16 protein-coding genes and 1 tRNA gene are annotated in these 15617 nt (G+C 72.7%); 14 read left to right on the top strand and 3 right to left on the bottom strand.

The window, feature by feature from the left end:
- The first annotated feature begins 29 nt into the window (after nt 1-29).
- From proB to ABZ990_RS14275, 5 genes are all read left to right on the top strand, one after another.
- Nucleotides 30-1130, top strand: coding sequence for a glutamate 5-kinase (gene proB / locus ABZ990_RS14295; RefSeq protein WP_361230524.1), 1101 nt, complete (start codon nt 30-32; stop codon nt 1128-1130).
- 274 nt (nt 1131-1404) lie between these two features.
- Nucleotides 1405-1908 (top strand): hypothetical protein, encoded by a 504-nt coding sequence (locus ABZ990_RS14290; RefSeq protein WP_361230464.1) that lies wholly within the window; start codon nt 1405-1407, stop codon nt 1906-1908.
- A gap of 222 nt (nt 1909-2130) precedes the next feature.
- Complete coding sequence (locus tag ABZ990_RS14285; protein WP_361230461.1) at nt 2131-3414, top strand: glutamate-5-semialdehyde dehydrogenase; 1284 nt, start codon at nt 2131-2133, stop codon at nt 3412-3414.
- 112 nt (nt 3415-3526) lie between these two features.
- Entirely contained in the window at nt 3527-4132 is a 606-nt protein-coding gene (locus ABZ990_RS14280) for a hypothetical protein (protein WP_361230458.1), read from the top strand.
- A 226-nt stretch (nt 4133-4358) separates the two neighbouring features.
- On the top strand, nt 4359-5441 hold the full coding sequence (locus ABZ990_RS14275) for a hypothetical protein (RefSeq protein WP_361230455.1): 1083 nt from the start codon (nt 4359-4361) through the stop codon (nt 5439-5441).
- Nucleotides 5442-5460: 19 nt separating this feature from the next.
- Here the strand turns inward: ABZ990_RS14275 and ABZ990_RS14270 are convergent, their stop codons facing one another.
- The gene (locus ABZ990_RS14270) at nt 5461-6621 is read right to left on the bottom strand and encodes a M48 family metallopeptidase (RefSeq protein WP_361230453.1); all 1161 of its coding nucleotides are present in this window, start codon (nt 6619-6621) and stop codon (nt 5461-5463) included.
- Between the two features lie 131 nt (nt 6622-6752).
- Between ABZ990_RS14270 and ABZ990_RS14265 the strand changes: the two genes are divergently transcribed.
- From ABZ990_RS14265 to ABZ990_RS14235, 7 genes are all read left to right on the top strand, one after another.
- On the top strand, nt 6753-7073 hold the full coding sequence (locus ABZ990_RS14265) for a hypothetical protein (RefSeq protein WP_361230527.1): 321 nt from the start codon (nt 6753-6755) through the stop codon (nt 7071-7073).
- Between the two features lie 83 nt (nt 7074-7156).
- Nucleotides 7157-7321, top strand: a complete 165-nt coding sequence (locus ABZ990_RS14260) for a hypothetical protein (RefSeq protein ID WP_361230450.1) — start codon at nt 7157-7159, stop codon at nt 7319-7321.
- A gap of 53 nt (nt 7322-7374) precedes the next feature.
- Entirely contained in the window at nt 7375-7995 is a 621-nt protein-coding gene (gene nadD, locus ABZ990_RS14255) for a nicotinate-nucleotide adenylyltransferase (RefSeq protein ID WP_361230447.1), read from the top strand.
- Nucleotides 7996-8026: 31 nt separating this feature from the next.
- A complete protein-coding gene (locus ABZ990_RS14250; protein ID WP_361230444.1) occupies nt 8027-9820 on the top strand; it encodes an LCP family protein in 1794 nt (597 codons plus the stop codon).
- A gap of 50 nt (nt 9821-9870) precedes the next feature.
- Entirely contained in the window at nt 9871-10338 is a 468-nt protein-coding gene (gene rsfS / locus ABZ990_RS14245; protein ID WP_361230440.1) for a ribosome silencing factor, read from the top strand.
- Nucleotides 10335-10988, top strand: a complete 654-nt coding sequence (locus ABZ990_RS14240; RefSeq protein WP_361230521.1) for a histidine phosphatase family protein — start codon at nt 10335-10337, stop codon at nt 10986-10988. The genes rsfS and ABZ990_RS14240 overlap by 4 nt, the downstream gene beginning before the upstream one ends.
- Nucleotides 10989-11131: 143 nt before the next feature.
- Nucleotides 11132-11204 (top strand) — tRNA-Ala (locus ABZ990_RS14235).
- Between the two features lie 66 nt (nt 11205-11270).
- Here ABZ990_RS14235 and ABZ990_RS14230 read toward each other — a convergent pair.
- Entirely contained in the window at nt 11271-12140 is an 870-nt protein-coding gene (locus tag ABZ990_RS14230; RefSeq protein WP_361230437.1) for a helix-turn-helix transcriptional regulator, read from the bottom strand.
- Between the two features lie 212 nt (nt 12141-12352).
- On the opposite strand from ABZ990_RS14230, the gene ABZ990_RS14225 reads away from it, so the two are divergent.
- Both ABZ990_RS14225 and ABZ990_RS14220 read left to right on the top strand, forming a co-directional pair.
- The gene (locus ABZ990_RS14225; RefSeq protein WP_361230518.1) at nt 12353-13765 is read left to right on the top strand and encodes an MFS transporter; all 1413 of its coding nucleotides are present in this window, start codon (nt 12353-12355) and stop codon (nt 13763-13765) included.
- Between the two features lie 165 nt (nt 13766-13930).
- A complete protein-coding gene (locus ABZ990_RS14220; RefSeq protein ID WP_265862737.1) occupies nt 13931-14164 on the top strand; it encodes a hypothetical protein in 234 nt (77 codons plus the stop codon).
- Here ABZ990_RS14220 and ABZ990_RS14215 read toward each other — a convergent pair.
- Nucleotides 14143-15525 carry a glycosyltransferase 87 family protein gene (locus ABZ990_RS14215; RefSeq protein ID WP_361230433.1) on the bottom strand — a complete coding sequence of 461 codons (1383 nt, stop codon included), beginning with the start codon at nt 15523-15525 and terminating at the stop codon, nt 14143-14145. The two genes, ABZ990_RS14220 and ABZ990_RS14215, sit on opposite strands and share 22 nt — an antisense overlap.
- Nucleotides 15526-15617: the final 92 nt, after the last annotated feature.

The raw sequence follows: 15617 nt of genomic DNA, 5'->3' as shown, positions 1-15617 counted from the left end.
ACCCGCAGGTGACAGTGGCTAGGCAGGACGTGACGGAAGCCCGCAGGATCGTGGTGAAGGTCGGCTCGTCCTCGCTGACCACCGCCTCCGGGGGCCTGGACGCCGACCGGGTGGACGCCCTCGTGGACGTCCTCGCCAAGATCCGCAGCGGCGGCGAGAAGGAGATCGTGCTGGTCTCCTCCGGCGCCATCGCCGCCGGACTCGCCCCGCTCGGCCTCACCCGCCGCCCCAAGGACCTGGCCCGCCAGCAGGCCGCCGCCAGCGTCGGCCAGGGCCTGCTGGTGGCCCGCTACACCGCCTCCTTCGCGCGCTACGGCGTCCGCGTCGGCCAGGTCCTCCTCACCACCGACGACACCAGCCGCCGCGCCCACTACCGCAACGCCTACCGCACTCTCGACCAGCTGCTCGCCATGGGCGCGCTGCCGGTCGTCAACGAGAACGACACGGTCGCCACGGACGAGATCCGCTTCGGCGACAACGACCGCCTTGCCGCCCTCGTCGCCCATCTCGTCCGCGCCGACCTGCTGGTCCTGCTGTCCGACGTGGACGGTCTGTACGACGGCGACCCGGCGCGCCCGGACACCACCCGCATCGCGGAGGTACGCGGCCCCGCCGACATCGCCCACGTCGAGATCGGCGCGGCGGGCAAGGCGGGCGTCGGCACCGGCGGCATGGTCACCAAGGTCGAGGCGGCCCGGATCGCCGCCGCCGCGGGCGTCCCCGTCGTCCTCACCTCCGCCAGCCGCGCCGCCGACGCCCTCACGGGCCGCGACACCGGCACGTACTTCCACCGCACCGGCCGCCGCTCCGCCGGCCGGCTGCTGTGGCTCGCCCACGCCTCCACGCCCCAGGGCGCGCTCGTCCTGGACGACGGGGCGGTCAAGGCCGTGGTGGAGGGCAAGAAGTCACTGCTCGCCGCCGGGATCGCCGCCACCGAGGGCGAGTTCACGGCCGGCGACCCGGTGGAGCTGCGGAACACCTCGGGGCACGCCGTCGCCCGAGGGCTCGTCAACTTCGACGCCCGGGAACTGCCCCGGATGCTCGGCCGCTCCACCCACGACCTGGCCCGGGAACTGGGCCCGGAGTACGAGCGCGAGGTCGTGCACCGCGACGACCTCGTCGTGATGTGAACCGGACGGCCGGACCGGGGTCCCGTACCCCTGCGTGTCCGGCCGGACGCGGTGCGTACGAGCCCGGCTCGTACGACCGGTGGCATGTGAACCGAAACGGCTGAAAGTCCGGTCAACCGGCGGGCACCTTTACCAAAACCGCCCCACGCACCGCCGCGGACTGCTCCACTTTGTGTCGGGGAGACGGAGTGCCGAGGGGACGGGACGACACACAGCACGCGCAGCACCAGGCAGCAGGCGACAGCACAGCGAAGGCATCACACAGGAGGCCGCCGTGAGACGAGCGCGCCCAGGGGCACAGCCCCGCGGGACGGCCGAACGCGCCCTGACGAGTGTCGGGGCCGGAGCCGACTTCGACCGCGGGGGCTCCGCCGGCGTACGGCCGGCGGAGTCGTCGGGAAGGAGACCCGAGCAGACGCGGGAGCCGGACCGGGAGGTGTCCCGGCTCTGGCACGTCACGCTCAGCGTCTCCGGCCGGGAGGCCCCGCTGAAGGAGGTGCGCCGGGCCCTCGAACAGCTGGCCCACGACCACCCCTTCCTGCTGACCAGCCGCTACGCCGGTGACCACGCCGAGATCCGCTACTGGGAGGAGGCCCGCGACCTGCACGACGCCGCGGCCGTCGCCCTGCGGCTGTGGGGCGAGCACCGGCAGACCGCGCAGCTGCCGCCGTGGGAGATCGTCGGTCTGGAGGTCATCGACCGCGAGACCTACCACCAGCGGATCGCCGAGGGCTACGGCCCGCCGCCGGCCGCCCCGGTCGGCGTCCACCCGTACTGAGCCCGCGCGTACTGAGCCCGTCCGCCGGGCCCGCGCGCCCGCGTGCGCGGTCCCGGCGGAGGCTCCGTAGCCCGTAGCCCGTACGGAGACATGCCGTACGGGCCCCGAGGGGGCGCGGTCTCCCGGGCCGATTCCCGTGCCGTTTCCCCGGCCCGTCTCGGACTGCGGGACGGTGGGAAAAGACGTGAGGGATGTCCGCGGGGGTGCCAGTACCCTGCGGGCATGACCTCGCTCACGCCCCTCGACAACATGTCCCCGGTCGCCCAGGCCGCCTACCGGGCCCGTGCCGCGGCCGCCGATATCGCGCCACTTCCGCGCGCGGCGAAGGACGACGCCCTGCTCGCCATGGCGGACGCCCTGGAGGTCCGTACGGCCGAGATCGTCGAGGCCAACGCCGAGGACATCGCCCGCGCCCGCGAGGCCGGGACCAGCGAGTCCGTCATCGACCGGCTCACCCTCACCCCCGAGCGGGTCCGGGCCATCGCCGCCGACGTCCGGCACGTCGCCGCCCTGCCCGACCCGGTCGGCGAGATCGTGCGCGGCTCCACCCTCCCCAACGGCATCGACCTGCGCCAGGTCCGCGTCCCGCTCGGTGTCATCGGCATCATCTACGAGGCCCGGCCCAACGTCACCGTCGACGCCGCCGCCCTCTGCCTCAAGTCCGGCAACGCCGTCCTGCTGCGCGGCTCCTCCTCCGCGTACGCCTCCAACAGCGCCCTCGTCCGGGTGCTGCGCGACGCCGTCGGCGGCGCCGGACTGCCCGCCGACGCCGTCCAGCTCGTCCCCGGCGAGTCCCGCGAGTCCGTACGCGAACTGATGCGGGCCCGCGGCCTCGTCGACGTGCTCATCCCGCGCGGCGGCGCCTCCCTGATCCGCACGGTCGTCGAGGAGTCCACCGTCCCGGTCATCGAGACCGGCACCGGCAACTGCCACGTCTACGTGGACGCCGAGGCCGACCTCGACATGGCCGTCGCCATCCTGGTCAACTCCAAGGCCGACCGGGTCAGCGTCTGCAACTCCGCCGAGACCCTCCTCGTCCACCAGGACATCGCCGCCGCCTTCCTGCCGCGTGCCCTCGACGCCCTGGCCGAGGCCGGCGTCACCGTCCACGCCGACGAGCGCGTCCTCGCCCACGCCGCGGACACCAAGGCCACCGTCGTCCCGGCCACCCCCGAGGACTGGGAGACCGAGTACCTCTCCTACGACATCGCCGCCGCCGTCGTCGACTCCCTCGACAAGGCCGTCGAGCACATCCGCTTCTGGAGCTCCGGCCACACCGAGGCCATCGTCACCACCTCCCAGGCCGCCGCCCGCCGGTTCACCCGGCTGGTCGACTCCACCACGGTCGCCGTCAACGCCTCCACCCGCTTCACGGACGGCGGACAGTTCGGCTTCGGCGCCGAGATCGGCATCTCCACCCAGAAGCTGCACGCCCGTGGCCCCATGGGCCTGCCGGAGCTGACCTCCACCAAGTACATCGTGACCGGCGACGGTCACATCCGGTGACCGGAGCCCGCTGAGAAACACCCCCGGGAGGGCCCGGCGCCCGGGCCGGCGAGGGCAGCGGACGGTTGCGTACTCCCTGCCCAAAACGCCCTCCCGGGTCTACGCTGAACCCGTGCCGGACGACGTGGGGGGCAGGCCGTTTTCGGACGGCGAGAACCCCGATGACTCTGTCGACCGCGGCGGCGCCGACGAGGAATTCGCCACCGTGGTCTTCGACGAGGACTTCGTACGGGCCGCCGCCTTCCACGAGCCCAGCGCCGTCGAACGGCTGCTCGCGGCCGCGCAGGCACGCGCCGAGGCCGAGGCCGAAGCGGCCCGCACCCGGGCCCTCGCCCGCCCCGGCGACGACGATCCGTACGAGGACGGCTACGACCCTCGGCTGCGCCCCGGGCACGATCCGGACACCGCCGCCGAGGGCCCCGACCCCTACGGGCCGGACGGCGGCGCCCTGCGCCCCTACCGGAACAGCGCCCGCTGGCACCGCCCGGTCGCCTGGGTGCTCGCCCTCGTGATGGGCGTCGGCATGGTCGCCCTCGCCTTCAGCGCGGTCTACCGGGGCGCCTCCCAGAACCGGCAGGACCGCATCCGGCCGCCCGCCACCACCGGCGTCGACAAGCCCCGGGTCGTCCCCGGCGCGGGCCCCGCGCCCACCGCGCCCCCGGTCCCCGCTGCCGCGGTCCCGGTCACCCCGGTCCCGGCCGTCTCCGGGACGCCTTGATACACGGCCGCCCCGGTGGGTACGAACTCAGGGAAGTTCTCACCTGCCGGGGCGCTCACTTCCCAGCCGTGTCGCAGGTCACGCGACCGGCCTACCCTGAAGTGGTGACCCCTCCCTCATGCGAGGGCTTCTCACCCGTCCGTACCAGTGGACGGGTGGCGGACCGGATCCCCCGATGACCCGTCCGACGTCGTCGACGTGAGGTGAGCGCGAAAGCGGAGGTGCTGTGGCAGGCCGAGGACAACCGCCGGAGGTCCCGCCCCCCGAGGAGCCGTCCGGCGGCGGTGAGGACGAATACCGGTCCACCGTCTTCGACGAGGCGTTCATCAGGGCTGCGCGCCTCCAGGAGTTCTCCGCCCGGGAACGCATGGGCGAGCACGCCCAGGCCGTCCGCCCCCGCCCCGGCCGGGCGCGCCGCACCGGCGCCCGGCAGGCCCTGCTGCTCGTTCTGCTCGTCCTCCTCGCCTTCGGCACCGCCGTCTATCTCGGCGTCCGCAACCCCTACCAGGTCCCGCTCGCCCAGCCCGCCGAGCCGCTGCGCAGCACGGTGGTCCGGCTCGTCCCCGAGGGGCCGGTCCCCGGCGGCCCGGCCGCCGGGCTCTTCGCGCACAGCCCCGCCGCCGGCTACCCGGCCGGCGCCGCCGGGATCGTCCTGCCGCCCGCCGCCCCCACCACCGGCTTCTCCGAGGACCAGGTCAGAGCGGCCCTCGGCATCGCCAAGGACTATCTGGTCGCCTCCTCCCTCGACCCCGCCGTCCTGGGCGGGCGGACCGTAACCCCGGCCCGGCAACTGCTCGACCCCGACCAGCAGCAGCAGTTCGACCAGAGCACCGGCGCGTCGAAGGACGACGGCCGGCACGCCGTCTCCGGCTGGCTGGTCCGCTTCGACCCCCACCAGGCCGTCCTCGCCGACCCCGCCGTCCGGGTCCAGGGCACCCTCCACTACGCGCAGGTCGGCAGCGACCAGCTGGAGGTCACCTCGGACCACACCTTCACCTACGCGCTCCGCCCCGCCGCCTCCGGCAAGGCCACGGCCGGCCGGGCCTCGCTGTACACGGTCCACCGCGAACTGCGCTTCCGCTTCGACCGCCAGGACCTCCGGACGCACCGCGCCGCCCTGCTGACCAGCACCGTCGAGGCCGGCCCGCAGTCCTGCGACACCGACACCAGCGGCACCCTGCGTCCGCTGCTGGCGGGCGAGCGGGCCGACCGCGCGCACCTGGCCGTCACCGACCCGTACGCGACGGGCCTGCCCGCCCCCTCGGCGCTCTGCGGAGTCCTCGCCCCGAAGTCCCAGCCCTCTCCTTAGGGGCTGTTCCGGCCTGTGGCTATCCCCGGTCCTGGCCCGGCGCCCGGCCCGTGCCCTCGCCGCCGTCGCGGTCCTGCGCGCCTTCCGGCGTACCGGTGGCCTTGCCGCCCGGAGCGTCCTCGGCATCCGCCCCGGCGGCCGTACCCGAGCCGCCGTTGAAGCGGCCGAAGAGCTTCCCGCCGAGATCGCCCGCGAGGTCCCCGGCGCCGCCGGCTATGTCGGTGACCAGCTTCATCAGCGGATCCTTGCTGGACCGCACCGACTCCGCGTAGTGCCGCCCCGACTCGCGGAAGGAGTCGGTCACCGAGGTGTCCTTGTCCTCCGTGCGCTTCGGGTAGTGGCCGTCCATGACCCGCTGGTAGTCGCGGGTCTCGGTCCATTTCTTCAGCTCGGCGGCCCGGACGGTGGTGAACGGGTGCGAGCGCGGCAGCACATTGAGGATCTTCAGGACGGAGTCCCGCAGGTCGCCGCCCTTCTCGTACTCCTCCGCCTGGGCGAGGAACGCGTCCACGTTCATCTCGTGGAGGTGGTTGCCGCCCGCGATCTTCATCAGGCCGCGCATCGAGGCATGGAGATCCTGTCCCACCAGCAGCCCCGCCCGGTCGGCGGACAGCTCCGACTTGCGGAACCACTCGCGCAGCGCGGTCACGATCGCCGTGATCGCCACCGTCCCCAGCGGGATCCAGGCGACCTTCAGCGCCAGATTGGTGAGGAAGAGCAGCACCGTCCGGTACACGGCGTGGCCCGAGAGCGCGTGGCCCACCTCGTGGCCGACGACCGCGCGCATCTCCTCCTCGTCGAGCAGCTCCACCAGACCGGTGGTGACCACGATGATCGGCTCGTCCAGGCCGATGCACATCGCGTTCGGCTTCGGGTCCTGCGTCACGTACATCGGTGGGACCTTCTCCAGGTCCAGGATGTAACAGGCGTCCCGCAGCATGTCGTTGAGGTGCGAGAACTGAGCGTCGCTCACCCGCACGGAGTCCGACAGGAACAGCAGCCTCAGGCTCCGCTCGGGCAGCAGCCCGCTCAGCGCCTTGAACACGGTGTCGAAGCCGCTCAGCTTGCGCAGCGCGACCAGCGCCGAACGGTCCGCCGGGTGCTCGTAGGCCCGCGAGGAGATGTCCGCGAAGCGCCTGCGCCGCCGTCCCGGCAGCTTCTCCCCATGGATCTCGGTCATGGATGCCCCCTGTTCGTACGAGTCGTCGTGCTCGTCCCCCTGACGCGCCCAAGACTAGGCGAGAGGGCTACCGTGTGCCGGAGCCCTGTGGATAACTCGGGCACCGTGGACAACCGAGGAGCACGACCGTCATGACGGAATCCGTCACCCACGCCGTCCCCGCCCTGCTGGCCGCCGCTTCCGAGCAGGGACCGGGCAACACCCTCCGGATCCTTCTGCTGGTCTCGATGATCGGCGGCGCGCTGCTCGCCTGGTTCCTGCTGCGCGGCTACCGCCAGACGGAGACCGACACTGATGCCGACACCGCCGCCGGCACTCCCACCGACCCCGCCGCCGCAGCAGCCCCGGCCCCTCCGGAGAGCCCCGCGGCCGCCTCCGCCACCCCCGCCGAGACCCCTGCCGCGACCCCCGCCGCACGCACCGGAAACGGCTCCACCGACGCCAACGCCTGAGTCGGCGTGAGCACGCCGCGACGTCCCGCATACGATGTGCGCGAAGTCTCCGCTCCCATCCCCGATCGAAGGTCCTTCAGAAGATGAGCCTCCACGCCACCGCCGCCAACCTGGTCACGCTCGCCAACGAGGGTGCCGAGCACGGCGGCAACCACAACAGCCTCAGCCCGTTCGTCACCGGCGGCGGCGCCCTGCTCACGCTCCTTCTGCTGCTCTGGATCGTCACCCGCTTCAACCGCGACCGCTGAGCCGCGAGGCCGCTGATCCGGCACCCGGCGCCGTGCCAGTAGGCTCTGCACGCATGGGAGAGCAGGAAGTGCCTACTGGCAGTGGCGGCAAGCGCCGACTCGGGGTGATGGGCGGGACGTTCGACCCGATCCATCACGGACACCTGGTGGCCGCCAGTGAGGTGGCCGCCCTGTTCCACCTCGACGAGGTGATATTCGTGCCGACCGGGCAGCCGTGGCAGAAGAGCCACAAGGCCGTCTCGCCGGCCGAGGACCGCTACCTGATGACGGTCATCGCCACCGCGTCCAACCCGCAGTTCTCCGTCAGCCGCATCGACATCGACCGCGGCGGGCCGACGTACACCATCGACACCCTGCGGGACCTGAGCTCCCTCAACAGCGAAGCGGACCTGTTCTTCATCACCGGCGCCGACGCGCTGTCGCAGATCCTCACCTGGCGCAACGCCGAGGAACTGTTCGCCCTGGCCCACTTCATCGGCGTCACCCGGCCGGGCCACGACCTCACCGACGACGGACTGCCCAAGGGCGGGGTGTCGCTGGTGGAGGTCCCCGCACTCGCCATCTCCTCCACCGACTGCCGGGCGAGGGTGGCGCAGGGCGATCCCGTCTGGTACCTGGTGCCGGACGGCGTGGTGCGCTACATCGACAAGCGCCAGTTGTACCGCGGCGAGTAAGCCTCCGAGCGAGCCTCGGGGAGGGGCACCGTTGAACGATCAGCAGAACCCGTACGACCCGTACTACCCACCGCAGCCGCAGATCATCGGGTACGACGCGTACGGACAGCCGGTGTACCAGCAGGTCGCGCAGCAGTACGACGACCCGTACACCGCACAGCAGCCCCCGACGGCCCAGCAGCAGACGCACGGCCAGGACTACGGCACCCAGGGCTACGCGCAGGACTACTCCCAGGATTACGGCTACGACGCCTACGGGCAGCAGCAGGCCCCCGCGATCCCCGGGACCCCGCCGCAGTACGACTCCCCGCAGTACGACCCGTACGGGCAGCAGCAGCCCGGCGGCGCGTACGACTACCCGCAGCAGACGTACGACACCGGCGGCCAGTGGGCCGTCCGGACCGAGGCCGCCCCCGCGCCGGTTCCCCCTCAGGCCCCCGCGCCCGCCGCGCCCCAGGCCCCCGCGCACGCTCCGCCCCAGGAGCACACCTCCGACCCGCAGCCGCCGCGGTCCGCCTCCGTACCCGGACAGCGCCCGTCCCTTGAGGACGACGAGCCGCGCGACCACGGCACCGAACAGTTCTCGTTCATCGAGGAGCCCGACGAGGACTCCGAGGACGTCATCGACTGGCTCAAGTTCACCGAGAGCCGGTCCGAGCGCCGCGAGGAGGCCCGCCGCCGAGGCCGGCACCGCGTCGTCGCCCTGGTCGTCGTCCTCGTGCTCGCCGTCGCCGGCGGCGTCGGCTGGCTCTGGTCGGCCGGGATGCTCCCCGGCACGTCGGACGGCGGCGACCAGGGGCAGACCACCGCCACCGGCCCGCAGAAGCGCGACACCATCGTGGTCCACCTGCACGACACCAAGCGCGGCGGCACCTCCACCGCCCTCCTCGTGGACAACAGCACCACCGGCCGGGGCACCACCGTCCTGATCCCGAACACGCTCGCGGTCTCCAACGACGAGGGGTCCACCACCACGCTCGCCAAGTCGGTCGAGGACGACGGCTCCAGCGGTACCCGCGACGCCCTCGGCAACCTCCTCGGCGCGAAGATCGCCGGCACCTGGCGGCTGGACACCCCGTACCTGGAGAATCTGGTCGAGCTGGTCAGCAACATCGACCTCACCACCGACACCGACGTGCCCGGCGCCAAGGGCGCCGAGCCGCTGGTCCACAAGGGCGAGAACCAGACCCTCAACGGCCGCGCCGCCGTCGCCTACGCCACCTACCGGGCGTCCGGCGAGCCCGAGGCCAAGCAGCTCCAGCGCTTCGGCCAGGTCCTGTACGGGGTGCTGCGGAAGATCTCCGACGACCCCAAGGCCGCCACGATCACCGTCGAGACCCTGGCCCAGATCCTCGACCCGTCGCTCCCGGAGAAGGACCTCGGCGCCTCGCTCGCGAAGCTCGCCGAGCACGCCAAGACGGGCGCGTACAAGACCGAGCTGCTGCCCGTCGAGAACGACGGCTCGCTCGGCGAGGACACCGGCCAGAGCGTGGTCAAGGAGGTCCTCGGCGGCAAGGTCAGCGCCCCCGAGCAGGGTGCGGCCACCCGGGTCGCGATCCTCGACGCCAGCGGCAAGGACGCCACCGAGGCGGCCCGCGTGGTCCTGATCAACGGCGGGTACGCCGTCGTCGGCGGCAACAAGGCCGGCGCGCGGGCGACCTCCGAGGTCGTCTACGCCGACGACGCGCAGAAGGCGGGCGCGGCCGAGGTCGCCAAGACCCTCGGACTGCCGGCCGGATCCGTCACCAAGGGCAAGGCCACCGGAAACGCCGAGGTCACAGTCGTGCTCGGCCAGGACTACAAGATCCCCGGGAGCAAGCAGTGACCGTCCGGTAATCCTTTTCGGGCACGTCGGCGGTACATGAGACCCTTGAGGTGTCTCAGACCGCCGACGAAAGCCTGCTTGTGACCGCCACGGACCGCTCCATCGAGCTCGTCAACGCCGCCGCCCAGGCGGCGGCCGACCGACTCGCTCACGACATCATCGCGTACGACGTCAGTGATGTGCTGTCGATCACCGACGCCTTCCTGCTCGCCTCCGCGCCCAACGACCGCCAGGTCAAGTCGATCGTCGACGAGATCGAAGAGCGGCTGCTCAAGGATCTCGGCGCCAAGCCGGTGCGCCGCGAGGGCGACCGCGACGCCCGCTGGATCCTCCTCGACTACGTCGACATCGTCATCCACGTCCAGCACAGCGAGGAGCGCGTCTACTACGCGCTGGAGCGCCTGTGGAAGGACTGCCCCGAGCTGACGCTGCCGGAGGACGCCGTCAAGACCCGCGGCAAGGGCGAAGAGCACGCCCAGCTGATGGGCCACGACGGGGCGGACGGTGAGCTGAGCTGACCACCGCCAGGGGCGGCACCGGCCGCCGCATCGTGCTGTGGCGCCACGGGCAGACCTCCTGGAACCTGGAGCGCCGTTTCCAGGGCTCCACGGACATCGAGCTGACCGACACCGGCGTCGCCCAGGCGCGCCGGGCGGCCCGCCTGCTCGCGGGCCTGAAGCCGAGCGCGATCGTCTCGTCGGACCTGCGACGGGCGGCGGCCACGGCCGCCGAGCTGGCCGCGCTGACCGGGCACACCGTCGCCTCCGACCCCGCGCTGCGCGAGACGTACGCGGGGGAGTGGCAGGGGCTGACCCACGACGAGATCACCGCCCGGTTCGGGGAGCAGTACGCCGCGTGGAAGCGCGGCGAGCCGGTGCGGCGCGGTGGCGGCGAGCTGGAGACCGAGGTGGCCGACCGGGCCGCCCCGGTGGTGCTGGCGCACGCCGACCGGCTGCCGGAGCAGGGCACGCTCGTCGTGGTCAGCCACGGCGGCACCATCCGCACCACCATCGGCCGGCTGCTCGGGCTCGACGCCGCGCACTGGGAGTCCCTGGGCGGGCTGTCGAACTGCTGCTGGTCCGTCCTCGGCGAGGGCGTGCACGGCTGGCGTCTCCTGGAGCACAACGCGGGGTCGCTGCCCGAGCCGGTACTCGGCGACGACACCTGAGCCGACGCCTGGGCAGACGCCTGGGTCGATGCTTGGGCCGGCACCCCGGCCCGCGCGGGTGGCCTGTCGGAGCCGATTTCGCTTTCCGGCAGGTCACCGGCTAAAGTTCTTCTTGTTCGCAGCGCGGAGCGCGAGGAACACGAGGGGCTATAGCTCAGTTGGTAGAGCGCTTGCATGGCATGCAAGAGGTCAGGAGTTCAATTCTCCTTAGCTCCACAGTCAAGGATCCCGTCCCCGTAAGGGGGCGGGATTCCGCGTTTCCGGGAGTCTTCCGCTGGCCCCTCACCCCTCGCCCTGGCCTCCCGCCTCGGCGAGCAGGATGTCGATGGCCCGGCGGCTCTCCTCGTCGCTCGGCGTGTAGGTGACGATCCGGCACTCCGGCATCCCGTTGATCGACAGCGAGACCGAGGTCATCCGCATCACCCCGACCCGCTCGTGCCGGAACGTCTTCACGCGCGTGCCCGGCACCACCACGTCCCCGCTGCGCCACAGTTCCGCGAAGTACGGGCTCGCCTCCGACAGCAGCCGGACGAACGACTCCCAGCCGGGCTCGCCCACATGGCGCCCGTACGCGCCCCGCAGCTGGGCCACCATCAGCGGCAGTTCCAGGTGCCGGTCGACCATGGGGCATTCCTGCTCGGGCACCGTGAACAGGGACCACAGCACGTTGCGTACGCCCAGCGGACCCAGGGCGCCGGTCCCGGCACGGTGGAACAGCAGGGAGTACGAGGCGTTGGCGGCCAGCAGGTCGTAGCGCGCGTTGTAGACCACGGCGGGCAGCGGCACGAGGGCGTCCAGGATGCCCTGGATCTCCGGGGCGACCGCCACCGACTGCTCGGGCGCCGCGTCCGGCCCGTACGGCACCTCCGCCAGGTGGTAGAGATGCTCGCGCTCGGACCGGTCGAGCCGCAGCGTACGGGCCACCGCGTCGAGCACCTGCGCCGAGGCGTTGATCGGCCGGCCCTGCTCCAGCCACGTGTACCAGGTCACGCCGACCCCGGAGAGCTGGGCCACCTCCTCCCGGCGCAGTCCCGGCGTACGCCGCCGCAGCCCCGGCGGCATCCCCACGTCCTCGGGGGTCACCCGAGCCCGGCGGTTGCGCAGGAACGCCGCCAGTTCCGGCCTGCGGCGGGTTCGCGTCGGTGCTGCCATGGTGATCGCCACCCTCCCATCGTCGGGCCCCCGCGCGGCCGTTGCCAGGTGCTGTCAGTACCAGCATCGGCGGGCTCTCGTTACCCGTACCGGAGCGGGCCCACGCTCCTCGCATGACAACGACCGCCCACCGTCCCGTCCTCGGTACGGTTGCCTCCCGCACCGGTGACCGCCCTCGTCCTCGTCCCCGTCCCCGTGCCCTGCTCGGCGTCGTGCTCGCCGCCCAGTTCATGGCCCTGCTCGACGTCTTCATCGTCAACGTCGCGGCGCCCGCCATTCGTTCGAGTCTGGGTGCCACCGGCGCCGGGATCCAGCTCGTCGTCGCCGGGTACATCATCGCCTACGCGGTCCTGCTGATCACCGGTGCCCGGCTCGGCGAACTGCTCGGCCACCGGCGGGTCTACCTCGCCGGACTCGCGCTCTTCACCGCCGCCTCGCTCGCCTGCGGAGTGGCCGGGGGAACCGGTCAGCTGATCGTCTTCCGGGTGCTGCAAGGCGCCGGCTCGGCCCTGATGATCCCCCAGGTGCTCAGCCTCATCCAGCGCAATTTCACCGGCGAGGCCAGGGGCCGGGCTCTGAGCGCCTACTCCGCCGTGCTGGCCACCGGTTCGGCGGCCGGTCAGGTCCTCGGCGGCGTCCTCGTCAGCGCCGACCTGTTCGGCACCGGCTGGCGCCCGGTGTTCCTGGTCAACGTGCCCATCGGGCTCGTCCTGCTGCTCCTCGGCGCCCGGGTGCTGCCGCGCGACCCGGCCCGCGGCGCCGAACGGGCCCGCCCCCTCGACGTCCCCGGACTGCTGCTGCTCGCCGGCTCCGTCTCGCTGCTCACCGTCCCGCTCGTGCTCGGCCAGGAGATCGGCCGGCCGCTGTGGACCCGGCTGTCGCTCGGCGGATCGCTGCTCCTGTTCGCCGCCTTCGGGACGTACGAGGCACGCCTCGCGCGCCGCGGCGGCGCCCCGCTCCTCTCCCCCCGGGTGCTGCGCGCTCCCGGTATGGGCCGGGCCGCCGTGCGGATCGCGGCGGTGATGGCCGTCAACGCGGGATTCCTGTTCACCCTCACTATCCATCTGCAGGGCGGACTCGGGCAGAGCGCCCTGCGGACCGGTCTCGGCTTCGCGCCCATGGCCGCCGTCTTCGGGATCGTCGGCCTCACCTGGCGGCGCTGGCCGGCCCGGCTGCGCCCGTTCCTGGTGCCCGGCGGCTTCCTCGTCGCGGCGGTCTCCGTGCTTGCCGTGGGCGCCCTCCTGGCGGACGGCGGGAGCGGCGGATGGCTGCTCCACCCGGTCTTCTGCGTCGTGGGCGCCGGTCTCGCCATGGCCTTCAGCCCGGCTCTGACCAGCGCGCTCGAGAACGTACGGCCGGCCGACGCGGCCGACGCCAGCGGACTGCTCGCCATGATGAACCAGCTCGGTCAGCTGATCGGCATCGCGGTCATCGGGACCCTCTTCCTGGGGCGGATCACCGGCCCGGGGGCGGAGGTGTCGGCCCGCGCGGTGGGGGTATGCGCCTTCGCGCTGGCGCTGACCGCACTCCTGGGCGCCGCCGCCGGGGTGCTCCGCCGACGGCACCGACCCCCTTGCGGGGCCATGGCAGAATCGGACAGCCGGAGGGGACAGCGGGTCCGGTAGGGAGGGAGCGCATATGGCCGTGGCCGGTGCCGAGGGGGCCGAAGCCCATACCGACGCCGAAGCCCATGCCGACTCCGTTGTGGTGTCCATGGCGTACGCCATGGCTCCCGGCCCGCGAGCGCGGGCACGGTGCGCGTCTCGCGCGGCCATGACCGGAGCCGAGTGATGGGGGCGCACAGGCGGAAGTGCGACTGGTGTGGCAGCGGCACGCCCATCGTCCGGGACATGGACCCGGTCAACCCCTCGTTCCAGTACTGGTGCGAGGAATGCGCCCGGGCGCTGATCATAAAAGGCGACCCCATCGAGACGTACCGCGAGCTCGAAGGGGAGCCGATCTACGGCCGACTCCTGGACGAGCACTGCACCCTGAAACGCTTCTACTCCTTCGCGACGGCCTGAGGCACCCGGACCGCGTCCCGCGCCTCCTCGCCCCGCGCCTCTTCTCCCCGCGCCTCCTCGTGGCCCTTGTCCTTTCGGGGGCGGGGGACCCGCTCGGCGGGCGCCGCGGCCCGGCCTCGCCACACCGACAGCGCGTACCCGGCGAACACCGCGAGCGCCGTCAGCGGATAGACCGCCGAGAGCAGCATCTGCCCGGCGTTCTGGTCCAGTTCGGGACGGCCCGGGTCGTGCGGCGGCCACCACAGCGCGAACGAGGCGAAGGCCAGCGCCACCGCTCCGGTCACCGGCCACACGCGCGTGGTGCGGTCGTGGAGCAGGATCAGCAGGGGCACGCACCACACCCAGTGGTGCGACCAGGAGATCGGGCTGATCATCAGCGCGGTGAACGCGGTGATCACCACGGCCGCCGCGCGATCGCCGCGCAGCGCGGCCCGTACGGCGAGCGTCATGGCGGCGCAGCCGAGCAGCCCCGCCGCCGCGACCCACCACAGGCCCGGCGCGTCGGTGTGCAGCAGCCGGGCCAGCACGCCGCTGACGGACTGGTTGCCGGTCTCCTCGGCGTGCCCGACCCGGCCCGTCTCGAACAGGGTCCGGGTCCAGAAGGTCTTCGAGGCGTCCGGCATGGCCACCACCATCGCCAGCGTCGTGACCAGGAAGGTGCCGGTCGCCGTCAGCCCGGTCCGCAGCCACGGGTTCACGCCGCGTCCCGGAGTCCCGTCGCGGCGCTCCCGGTGCCACAGCAGCAGGCCCGCCGCGAACAGCAGCACCACGAACAGGCCCGGGGTCAGCTTCACGGCCGTCGCGAGCCCGATGCCCACCCCGGCCCAGCGCGCGCCCGGGCCGCCGGGGCGGCGGGTCAGGTCCCACAGCACGGCCACCGCGACGAGCAGGTTGATCTGCCCGTACCGCAGCGTCGTCCACACCGGCTCGCACCACACGAGGAGCGCGGCGAGCAGGAAGGTCGCGCGCCACAGTTCGGCGCGCGCCGAGGGGAGCGCCAGACGGGGGCGTATGAGCTGGAGCGACAACTGGACGAGCGCCACGACCAGGAGCAGGTTCCCGGCCGTGTTCAGCGTCCGCATCAGCGGCACGCCCACCAGGGTCAGCGGCAGGAAGAGCACGGCCGCGATCGGCGGATAGGTCATGGCGAGCCGCGCCGACGTGGCGCGCATCTCGTACAGATCGCCGCCGGCCCGCAGGGTCTCGGCCTCGGCCCGGTAGACCATCACGTCGAGCATGTTCACGTGGGCGAGACGCTGCGCCACCCAGAAGGCGGTGAACGACAGCAGGCAGACGGCGGCGGCGGTGACCAGGGGCCAGGGCCGCGCGCGGGGGGCTGAGGGGGGTGCGGAGACGGACACAGCCTGCGACCCTACCCCGGCCCCTGGGCGGGGCCCGGGGAACGGATTTGGCGAACGGCCGGGCGGCCGGTTACTGTTCTTTTCGTCGCCGC

It is taken from the genome of Streptomyces sp. NPDC046203 (assembly GCF_040646255.1).
GTDB lineage: Bacteria > Actinomycetota > Actinomycetes > Streptomycetales > Streptomycetaceae > Streptomyces.
Note: the sequence above shows the minus strand (reverse complement) of the source record. Positions and strands in the feature narration are given on the sequence as shown.

Bases quoted from the DNA above. Each gene is read 5' to 3' on its own strand.
- ABZ990_RS14285 (WP_361230461.1), top strand. From the start codon at position 2,131: ATGACCTCGCTCACGCCCCTCGACAACATGTCCCCGGTCGCCCAGGCC.
- ABZ990_RS14270 (WP_361230453.1), bottom strand. From the start codon at position 6,621: ATGACCGAGATCCATGGGGAGAAGCTGCCGGGACGGCGGCGCAGGCGC.
- ABZ990_RS14265 (WP_361230527.1), top strand. From the start codon at position 6,753: ATGACGGAATCCGTCACCCACGCCGTCCCCGCCCTGCTGGCCGCCGCT.
- ABZ990_RS14260 (WP_361230450.1), top strand. From the start codon at position 7,157: ATGAGCCTCCACGCCACCGCCGCCAACCTGGTCACGCTCGCCAACGAG.
- nadD (WP_361230447.1), top strand. From the start codon at position 7,375: ATGGGAGAGCAGGAAGTGCCTACTGGCAGTGGCGGCAAGCGCCGACTC.
- ABZ990_RS14230 (WP_361230437.1), bottom strand. From the start codon at position 12,140: ATGGCAGCACCGACGCGAACCCGCCGCAGGCCGGAACTGGCGGCGTTC.
- ABZ990_RS14220 (WP_265862737.1), top strand. From the start codon at position 13,931: ATGGGGGCGCACAGGCGGAAGTGCGACTGGTGTGGCAGCGGCACGCCC.